The organism is Pseudomonas fluorescens (genome assembly GCF_004683905.1).
Classification (GTDB): Bacteria; Pseudomonadota; Gammaproteobacteria; order Pseudomonadales; family Pseudomonadaceae; genus Aquipseudomonas; species Aquipseudomonas putida_A.
In genome coordinates this window covers 4,684,686-4,694,410 of the sequence record NZ_CP038438.1, presented here as the reverse complement: position 1 = coordinate 4,694,410, position 9,725 = coordinate 4,684,686, and the positions used below count along the sequence as shown (strand labels likewise).

General features: G+C 59.9%; 9 protein-coding genes and 1 pseudogene. 3 read left to right on the top strand and 7 right to left on the bottom strand.

The genetic code is table 11. From position 1 onward, the window contains the following. The first annotated feature begins 109 nt into the window (after positions 1-109). On the top strand, positions 110-1,540 hold the full coding sequence (gene sbcB, locus E4T63_RS21675; RefSeq protein ID WP_098965286.1) for an exodeoxyribonuclease I: 1,431 nt from the start codon (positions 110-112) through the stop codon (positions 1,538-1,540). Positions 1,541-1,643: 103 nt separating this feature from the next. On the opposite strand, the gene mvaT is transcribed toward sbcB, so the two are convergent. After that, on the bottom strand, positions 1,644-2,021 hold the full coding sequence (mvaT, locus tag E4T63_RS21670) for a histone-like nucleoid-structuring protein MvaT (RefSeq protein ID WP_003227581.1): 378 nt from the start codon (positions 2,019-2,021) through the stop codon (positions 1,644-1,646). 338 nt (positions 2,022-2,359) lie between these two features. Here mvaT and purU point away from each other — a divergent pair, with 338 nt between their 5' ends. Together purU and E4T63_RS28570 are read left to right on the top strand one after the other, a co-directional pair. Then, the gene (gene purU / locus E4T63_RS21665; protein ID WP_003227580.1) at positions 2,360-3,208 is read left to right on the top strand and encodes a formyltetrahydrofolate deformylase; all 849 of its coding nucleotides are present in this window, start codon (positions 2,360-2,362) and stop codon (positions 3,206-3,208) included. Between the two features lie 88 nt (positions 3,209-3,296). Next, positions 3,297-3,473, top strand: coding sequence for a hypothetical protein (locus E4T63_RS28570; protein ID WP_167797083.1), 177 nt, complete (start codon positions 3,297-3,299; stop codon positions 3,471-3,473). On the opposite strand, the gene E4T63_RS21660 is transcribed toward E4T63_RS28570, so the two are convergent. From E4T63_RS21660 to E4T63_RS29065, 6 genes and pseudogenes are all read right to left on the bottom strand, one after another. Then, complete coding sequence (locus E4T63_RS21660) at positions 3,436-4,455, bottom strand: lysylphosphatidylglycerol synthase transmembrane domain-containing protein (RefSeq protein WP_096795101.1); 1,020 nt, start codon at positions 4,453-4,455, stop codon at positions 3,436-3,438. The two genes, E4T63_RS28570 and E4T63_RS21660, sit on opposite strands and share 38 nt — an antisense overlap. Then, entirely contained in the window at positions 4,452-5,228 is a 777-nt protein-coding gene (locus E4T63_RS21655) for a DUF2334 domain-containing protein (RefSeq protein ID WP_135296431.1), read from the bottom strand. The genes E4T63_RS21660 and E4T63_RS21655 overlap by 4 nt, the downstream gene beginning before the upstream one ends. Beyond that, complete coding sequence (locus E4T63_RS21650; RefSeq protein ID WP_177416215.1) at positions 5,221-6,312, bottom strand: glycosyltransferase family 4 protein; 1,092 nt, start codon at positions 6,310-6,312, stop codon at positions 5,221-5,223. The genes E4T63_RS21655 and E4T63_RS21650 overlap by 8 nt, the downstream gene beginning before the upstream one ends. A 303-nt stretch (positions 6,313-6,615) precedes the next feature. Beyond that, positions 6,616-7,758, bottom strand: coding sequence for an IS481 family transposase (locus E4T63_RS21645; RefSeq protein WP_135295291.1), 1,143 nt, complete (start codon positions 7,756-7,758; stop codon positions 6,616-6,618). 129 nt (positions 7,759-7,887) lie between these two features. Then, a complete protein-coding gene (locus E4T63_RS29070; RefSeq protein WP_371043227.1) occupies positions 7,888-8,652 on the bottom strand; it encodes a methyl-accepting chemotaxis protein in 765 nt (254 codons plus the stop codon). Positions 8,653-8,793: 141 nt separating this feature from the next. After that, a pseudogene (locus E4T63_RS29065) lies at positions 8,794-9,633 on the bottom strand (cache domain-containing protein); the annotation flags it as partial. Between the last annotated feature and the right edge of the window lie 92 nt (positions 9,634-9,725).

Below are 9,725 nucleotides of genomic sequence, written 5' to 3'. Positions count from 1 at the left end.
TAACTATGTATTGCACATCGTGTGATGCGCGGTGGTTGAATGACACAGCGCTGGCCGCGACCGCGGTTCAACGCCTAGACTTTGCCGATCTTCAGTTCAGGAACCGCCCGTGACTTCAATCTTCTGGTACGACTACGAGACCACCGGCATCAATCCGCGCAACGACCGTCCGCTGCAGGTCGCCGGGATTCGCACCGACCACGACCTCAATGAAATCGACGAACCGGTCAACCTCTACTGCCAGCCCAGCGACGACATCCTGCCGCACCCGGCGGCGTGCGCCATTACCGGTATCACCCCGAGCTGTCTCGCCGAACAGGGTTTGAGCGAAGCCGACTTCATGACCCGCGTACACGCGCAACTGGCGGCGCCCGGCACTTGCGGTGCGGGTTACAACACCTTGCGTTTCGACGACGAGATGACCCGCTACAGCCTGTACCGCAACTTCTTCGACCCGTATGCCCGCGAGTGGCAGGGCGGCAACAGTCGCTGGGACCTGATCGATGTGGTGCGCGCCGCGTATGCGTTGCGCCCGGATGGCCTGGTCTGGCCGACCGACGACGAAGGCAAGGTCACCCTCAAGCTCGAACGCCTGACGGCGGCCAACCACATCGACCATGGGCATGCGCACGAAGCGCTCTCGGACGTGCGCGCCACCATTGCGCTGGCGCGGTTGATCCGCGAGAAACAGCCGAAGTTGTATGACTGGCTGTTTCAATTGCGCAGCAAACAGAAGGTCATGGATCAGATTCGCCTGCTGCAACCGCTGGTGCATATCTCCGGACGCTTCTCGGCGGCGCGGCACTATGTCGGTGTGGTGCTGCCATTGGCCTGGCATCCGCGTAATCGCAATGCGCTGATCGTCTGTGACCTGCACCTTGATCCGCAAGGCTTGCTGGACCTGGACGCCGAAACCCTGCGCCGGCGCCTGTACACCCGCCGCGACGACCTCGCCGAGGGTGAACTGCCGGTGCCGCTGAAACTGATTCACATCAATCGCTGCCCGGTGGTGGCGCCGTTGTCGGTGTTGCGTGCCGACGATCAGCAGCGTCTGGGCCTGGACATGGCGCTGTATCAGGCACGTGCACTGCGGCTAAGTGACGCACAACAAGTTTGGAAAGATAAAGTCGCGGCGATTTACGCCAGCGAAGACTTCACGCCCAGCGAAGATCCGGAACAGCAGTTGTACGATGGATTTATCGGTGATCGCGATCGGCGTCTATGCGAGCAAGTGAGAACGGCGGATCCGGCGCAATTAGCGCAAGAGCACTGGCCGTTCGATGATGAACGTCTGCCGGAATTACTCTTTCGATATCGCGCACGCAACTTTCCCGACACGTTGAATTTCGAGGAGCAAGAACGCTGGAGAATATTCTGTCAGCAGCGTTTGTCCGAGCCGCAAATGGGCGCGCCTAATACCCTGCAATCTTTTGCCGAGGCCGCGCAGCAATGGGCGCTTAGTGCTACGCCGATACAGAATCAAGTGCTCAATGAGTGGCAGAATTATGTCCAGGCATTGCGCAAACGTTTGAATCTTTGAAATCGAACATAGTGTGCCCATGAAATGCCGGGCATAAAAAAACGCCAGCGTATGCTGGCGTTTTTCATGGGCCGCAGAATCAGTCTGCGACAGGCGTTGCGGCTTAGCCCAGCAGGGTAGCCCAGCCTTCAACCACGTCACCGCCCCACTTGGCTTTCCACTCTTTCAGAGTCTTGTGGTTGCCACCTTTGGTTTCGATGACTTCGCCGTTATGCGGGTTTTTGTATTGTTTAACTTTGCGCGCGCGCTTGGTGCCGGTAGTTTTTACTGCGGCGCCACGGGTGCCTTTGGTTTTCGATTCCGGATCCAGCAGGGCGATGATGTCGCGCAGGGACTTGGAGTATTCGCCCATCAGGGTACGCAGTTTGCCTTCGAATTCCAGCTCGGCTTGCAGTTTGTCGTCTTGCGACAGGTTCTTCAAACGCGCTTGCAGCTCTTTGATTGCTTCTTCGGTGGCGCGATATTCGTTGATCAAGGACATGGTAACTACCTTATGCAGATGTGTTGAATGGCAGGGGACAGTGCCGCAATAATAGTCAGGCTGTTTCATCAAGTAAACATTTAACCGGTTTTTTTATTTGAATTAGTTGCAAGGAATAACCGGTAAATTGAATGGTCATTTAAATAATGTGATGCAGTCATCACGAATATTCACAATTATCTGGCCGAACAGCTTCACTGCAGGACTATGGTTTCGCCGCGCGTGGCTTCAGACGCCGCGAATCGGGCCTGCCTGCGGACATGTGGTCATCAATACTGCAGTTTCCGCGCACAGTCGCTAGAATGGCCGCCTTTGCGAAGTTCTGGAGTTTTCCCCCCATGCGCACCTTTCGGTTGGTGATTTCCTGCCCTGACCGCGTTGGCATCGTTGCCAAAGTCAGTAACTTTCTGGCATCCCACAACGGCTGGATCACCGAAGCGAGCCACCACTCGGATAATCAGAACGGCTGGTTCTTCATGCGTCACGAGATCCGCGCCGATTCGCTGCCGTTCGGTATTGAAGTGCTGCGCGAGAAGTTTGCGCCGATCGCCGAAGAGTTCTCGATGGACTGGCGCATCACCGACACCGAGCAGAAGAAACGCGTGGTGCTGATGGCCAGCCGCGAATCCCACTGCCTGGCCGACTTGCTGCACCGCTGGCACAGCGACGAGCTCGATTGCGAAATCTCCTGCGTGATTTCCAACCACAATGACCTGCGCAGCATGGTCGAGTGGCACGGCATTCCTTATTACCATGTCCCGGTCAATCCGCAGGACAAGGAGCCGGCGTTCGCCGAAGTCTCGCGTCTGGTCAAACAGCACGATGCCGAAGTGGTGGTGCTGGCGCGCTACATGCAGATCCTGCCGCCGGCCCTGTGCCGCGAATACGCGCACAAGGTGATCAACATTCACCACAGCTTCCTGCCGTCGTTCGTCGGCGCCAAGCCGTACCATCAGGCGTCGCTGCGCGGCGTGAAGCTGATCGGCGCGACTTGCCACTACGTGACCGAAGAGCTGGACGCCGGTCCGATCATCGAGCAGGACGTGGTGCGTGTCAGCCACAGCGACAGCATCGAAGACATGGTGCGTTTCGGCCGTGACGTCGAGAAGATGGTGTTGGCCCGAGGCTTGCGTTATCACCTCGAAGACCGTGTGCTGGTGCACGGCAACAAGACCGTGGTGTTCTGATCGAACCTGCGCGTACTTGAATAAAGAAGGGCCTGGGCGTTCAATCGTCCCAGGCCCTTTTTTCGTTTCAGCCCTTGAGGAACTGCCCGTGAGCGACCCATTGGACAAAGCCACTTCGAAAGCGCCGGCCACCCTGGGGGAGGGCTGTTTGAGCCGCTACGACCCGGATGACCTGAGCCCGGAAGACGGCACCGAGTTTCCCGGCGCCGCCGAGCTGTGGGAGCAGCTCAAGGAGCAGGCGGACGAACCTGAGAAGCCTGCCTGATCTTCAACAGCTTCTTGAGCAGCGGCCGCCCCAGCATCAATAGAAACACCGGGCCGCCCACCACCAGATAGAAATAGAACGTCACCACCCGCCAGATCAGAATCGCTGCCGCCGCAGTGGATTTGCCGACCATCGGCGCCAGCAGCGCCGCCGAGGTCAGCTCTGCGGCGCCCGCACCACCGGGCAACAGGCTCATTTGACCAGCCCCCAGCGATAGCATCTGCACCAGAAAACTCCAGGCCCACTGCAGATCCGCGCCCAGTCCGCGCAGGGCCAGATACAACACGCTGTAGCGTAGCAGCCAGTGCATGCAGGTCAGGGCGAACACCTTGACCAGGGTTTGCCACGGCAACTTGAGGGTGTCGATAAACGCGTCGAGAAAATGCAGCAGCTTGCGCGCCCAGCGCCGACGCGTGGCCGGTTGCACGTTGAGGCGGGCAAGCAGGCGTCCGCTCAGAAGGATCAGGCGGCGGTGGTAGCGCGCCAGCAGCACGCAACTGAACAGCCCACCGAACAGCGACACGGCGCTGACCATCAGCAACCACTCCAAGCGGTCACTGAGATGCTGAAACAACGCGTAAATCAGGATGCCGCTCAGGGCGCAGAGAAAGAACAGCAGATCGCTCAACTGATCCATGGCAAACACTGCGCTGCCACGGGCCGGGCGTACGCCGCAGCGCGCCAGCAACGCCATGATCGTCAGCGGTCCGCCACTGCCGCCGGGGGTGGCGCAGTAGGCGAACTCGGCGGCCATGACCACGCCGAGACTTTTCAGCGGCGTTACCTGATCGCGCTGATCACCCAGCAGCAGGCGCAGACGCAGGGTGTTGATGCCCCAGCAGAGCAGAATCATGCCGAACATGATCAGCAGCCATTGCAGGGGGAAATTTTGCAGGCGCGCACCGATCTCGCCGCCGCCGAGCAACACCGGGATCAGTACAGCAGCGAGCAGGCCGATCAACAACACAATGCCGCGACTCATGCAGCGCGCTCCATTCGCTCGCGTTGCTCAGTGAGCCAGGCGATTTTGGTCATGGGCGTGCGTCCTTCTGCCAGCAGCCGTTCAAGGGTTCGTAGCCAGTAATCACGCGCGAAGGCGTGGCGCATGTCTACCGGGTGCAAGCCTAGACGAATCACCGCGGCGTCGCGCCACTGCTGTTCGCGTTGCTCGCTGACGATTTTTGACAGGCCCCGGCGCCAGGCGCTGCGCGCACTCCACACCAGACCCGGGGCGTTGATGGCGGTGAAATCCGGTAATTGATAAAGATGTTGCGGGTCGCTGGTGTAGCTCAATGGTGTTTCGCGAAGGGCCTGGCGCGTGCCCTCGCTCATCAACCAGGCCGGGGCGACGAAGCCGTGCAACGGCCAGCCATTGCGCCGGAACAGTTCGATGCCGTCGCGCAGTCGCGCCAGGGCGGCTTCGCGGGACAGGCGATAAAACTCCCCTTCGTGGGTGTAGATTCGGCGCATGAACCAGTCGCGGGGTGTGGCTGGCGCTGGCTCGCGGTCGTCATGGTAATAGCCGTGCAAGGCCAGTTCATCGCCACGGGCCAGCCGCTCGCCGAGCATTCGGCAAAACGCGGGATGATCCTCAAGCGCGTCGTGGCCATGGAAATCCGGAACGACCAGCCAGGTCATCGGCACGCCGCCCATTGCGTCGACCGCCTCGACAAATGGCCGATAATCCGCCCACGTCGACGGTGCCACGTCGTGCAGCACCAGCAGCACTGCGCGGTCATTCAAGGAATCAGCCATTGGCCACCCTGGGCAGCGAGTGACCGAGCACCGCGTGGTAATGGCCGAGCAGGCTGTCGACCACACTGTCCCAGGAATAACGCCGTTCGACGTGTTGCCGCGCCTGTTGGCCGAGTTTCACACAGCCGCGACTGAACAGCTCGCGCACGGCATTGGCCATGGCTTGCGGGTTGTTCGGCGCACAAAGCAAGCCGCAGTCTTCGGTGACGATCTCTTCAAACGCCCCGGCCGCCACGGCGACTACCGGAATCCCGCAGGCCATGGCTTCGAGGATCACCAGGCCGAAGGTTTCCTGGTCACCGGCATGGATCAGGGCGTCGGCGCTGGCCATCAACCGGGCCACGGTGGCGGCGGGACAGAACCCGTCGATCACGCTGACATTGTCCGGGACCACGGCCGGCATCGACGAGCCAACCAGCAGCAGGTGATAGCGTGGGCCGAGGCGCTGCATGCATTTGAGCAGCACCGGCAGGTTCTTCTCTTTGGAACCGCGCCCGGCAAAGATCAGCAGGCGCGTGTCTTCGGCAATTCCCAGTTCGGCGCGCAGGCCGTTGTCGCGGGCGTCAGGGTGAAAGGTTTGCAGATCCACGCCCAATGGCTGCACGAATACATTGCGCACTCCCAGACCAGTGAGCTTGTCGGCCATCACCTGGCTGGGCGCCAGCACTCGATCGAAGTTGCCATAGAGCTTGGTGACGTACGCCTCGACGTTCGGCGTGACCCAATGGCCCATGCGATTGCCGACCAGTAGCGGCAGGTCCGAGTGATAAAAGCCGATCACCGGTACATCCAGCTGGCGCCGTGCATCCAGCGCCGCCCACGCGGTGAGGTACGGGTCGCCGACTTCGATCAGATCCGGCTGCAAACCCTGCAGGACATTGCGCCATGGCGCGAGGCGCAGCGGGAAGCGATAGCCTTTGCCGAAGGGTAGGGCGGGTGCGGGCACGGTGTAGATACCGTCGTTTTCACCGAAATGCGCGCCGGGAATCAGCAGGCTATGACGAATGCCCGTTTTGCCCCCCAACCGGCGATGCTTGGCGTCCAGATAGGTGCGTACGCCGCCGCTGGCCGGGGCGTAGAACATGGTGATGTCGGCGATATGCACAGTGATCAACCCTCCGCTGCGTTCCACTCCCTTGGTTGACCTCCATCCAGAATAGATGTTCGGTCGGGAATACGCGGTAGAGCTGAAACGGCCCTCACCCTAACCCTCTCCCTGAGGGAGAGGGGACTGACCGTGGTGTTTTGGCTTGATACATCGACCTGAAAGTCGGAGTCGAACTCAGGTCTTGAAAAGCTTGAAGATCGGCTCCCTTTCCCCTCGCCCCTTGGGGGTGTATGTACCGGAGACATGGTGGACACATGTTCGGAGACATGGTGGACGGTTTTAGATCTTCTTACCTGCTGTGACAATCTGCAAGTTCAAGTCGATTTTGGCTATACGATGTTTACCCCAGTAGACATCGTGGATGCCATCCTCCGTCGTTTCCCGGATAGCTACTGACCTCCCGTGAAAAGCCTTTCCGACTGTGTATTCACGGTTTCCCCAGTAGATCTCGCCCTTCACCTGAACCTTCCTGATCACATCGCCATCGTTGTACTCCGGCGCCGCGGGTTGCTCCTGATATTCCCGTGGACTACTGCTGTAGCGGGCCGCAGGAACCTGCATGTCCAGCGCCTGATGCGGGCGCTTCTGGTTGTAAATATCACGCCAGCTATCAAACGCTCGTTGCGCGCCATCGAGATCGATGAACAACTGGCCTTGCAGAACTTCGCTTTTAAGGCTGCGGTGAAAGCGCTCCAGCTTTCCTTGGGTCTGCGGATGATAAGGTCGGGAGTGGCCGACCTTGATGCCTTGGCTCATCAGCCAGATCTCCAGTGCGGTATAAACACCTGTCTGGTCACCCCAAGGCGAACCGTTGTCCATCGTCATGCGCAAAGGCAGGCCGTAGCGCCGAAAGGTCCGGATTAGATGCTCCTGAACGGTTTGGCGCTGCTCGTTCGCGCACGCAGCGATGCACAGCGAAAACCGTGAATGATCGTCCAGTATCGTCAACGGATGGCAACGGCCCTGGCCCAAGCTGATATGGCCCTTGAAGTCCATCTGCCAAAGATCATTGGGAGCTTCATGCTCGAACCGGATAAATGGCTTGATCTCAGCGGCCTTTGGATCAACGCGCGAGTGACGCTTTAAAACCGCATGCACGGTGCTGACAGAAGGCATCACTGCGCCGTTGTCTTCCAACACGCGCTTGAGCTTGCGAGCGCCCCAAGCCGCGTACTCCTGACTCACGGTCAGAATCTGCTGCTCAACCTCATCAACACAGCGTTTGGGTGACGTTTTCGGTCGCCGAGACTGGTTGATCAATCCCTCAACACCTGAGGCTTCAAACCTGTTTAGCCATTTGTAAGCAGTGCTTGGACTGATATTGAATCGACGGCAAAGCAGCCGAATATTGGCCCCCTCTTGCCGAGCCAAAAACACGAATTCCGAGCGAAGTTGCACGGTGGACACCTCTTCCCAAGACACAGGTCATCTCCTTGGCGATGAGCAATGTGTCTATTAAAAAGTGTCCACCATGTCTCCGAACACCTGTCCACCATGTCTCCGGTACATACAGGGGGGAGAGGGTTGGGGTGAGGGGGGAGGCTTTTGATCTTAGATGCGGAAGCTACCGACCAGCTGCTTCAGGCGCGAAGCCTGCTGCTCCAGATCCGAACAGGCGCGCAACGTCGCCTGCAGGTTCTCGACGCCTTCCTGGTTCAGCGTATTGATCTCGGTGATGTCGACGTTGATCGACTCGACTACCGCCGTCTGCTCCTCGGTCGCTGTTGCCACCGACTGGTTCATCCCGTCGATTTCGCCGATACGCTGGGTCACGCTGTTGAGGCGTTCGCCGGCGAGGTTGGCGATTTCCACGCTGTCCTGGCTGTGGCGCTGGCTGTCGCTCATGGTGCTCACCGATTCACGGGCGCCGACTTGCAGCTCCTCGATCATGGTTTGCACCTGCTGCGCCGATTCCTGAGTGCGGTGCGCCAGGTTGCGCACTTCGTCGGCGACCACGGCAAAACCGCGTCCGGCCTCACCCGCACGCGCCGCTTCGATGGCGGCATTGAGCGCCAGCAGATTGGTCTGCTGGGAGATGCTGGTGATCACTTCGAGGATCTGCCCGATGTTCACGGTTTTGCTGTTCAGCGACTCGATGTTGCTGCTGGAGGCGCTGAGCATGCTCGACAGTTGATTCATCGCCTTGATGCTGCGATCCACCACTTGCTGGCCGTCTTCGGCGAGGCCGCGGGCATCACTGGCCTGGTTCGAGGCTTGCGCGGCGTTGCGGGCGATTTCCTGGGCGGCGGCGCCCAGTTGATTGATCGCGGCGGCGACGCTGCTGGTGCGCGAGGCCTGCTGGTCGGAGTTGTACATCGACGAGTTGGACGCCGCGACCACGCGCAGCGCGACCTCGTTGACCTGCCCGGTGGCCGACGACACTTCGCGGATTGATCCGTGAATACGCTCGACGAAACGGTTGAATGCGGTACCCAGCACGCCAAACTCATCGTTATTGACGATGGTCAGGCGCTTGGTCAGGTCGCCTTCGCCGTCGGCGATGTCTTCCATGGCGCGGGTCATGACGTGCAGTGGCTGGATCAGCAGGCGAATCAGCATGCCCAGCAACGCGATGATGATCACCACCGCAATCACCGTGGCAATCACCGCCGAGGTGCGGAACTCACTGAGCATCGAGAAGGCTTTGTCCTTGTCCACCGACAGCCCGATGTACCAGTTGACCGACGGCAGGCCTTTGATCGGCGCGAAGCTGACGATGCGGGTCTTGCCATCGACGGTGATTTCACTGAAGTCGCTGCTGATGCGCGGGGTGTCCTGCGGATAGGCTTCTTTGAGTGATTTCATCACCAGTGCCTTGTCCGGGTGCACAAGGATCTTGCCGTCGGCGCTGACCAGGAACGCGTAGCCCATGCCGGAGAAGTCCCGGGCGGTGAGGGTGTCGACCAGGGTTTGCAGGCTCAGGTCGCCGCCCACCACGCCGACGCTCTGACCGGCCTTTTTCGAGGCGGTGGCGATGGAGATGATCAACTGGCCGGTGGCGGCGTCGATGTACGGTTCGGTCAGGGTCGACGCGCTGCTGCTCTCGGCCCCTTTATACCAAGGGCGCACCCGAGGATCGAAACCGTCCGGCATCTTCACGTCCGGACGGATGGTGAAGTGACCGGTGGCATCGCCGAGGTAAGTGGCCATGAACGTCGAGGTCAGGGATTTCTGTTCCAGCAGGCTGGCGACGTTGGCCGGGTCCGGATTGATGGCAATATTCTGGGCGGCGTTCTCGACCAGCAGAATGCGCCCGTTGAGCCAGGTCTGGATGTTATCGGCGGTGACTTCGCCCATCTCGTTGAGATAGTTGTTCAGGTCATCGCGGATCGCGTTGCGTTGCAGCCAGTCGTTGTACAGCGTGAACGAGGCGAAAGCGGCGATGACGA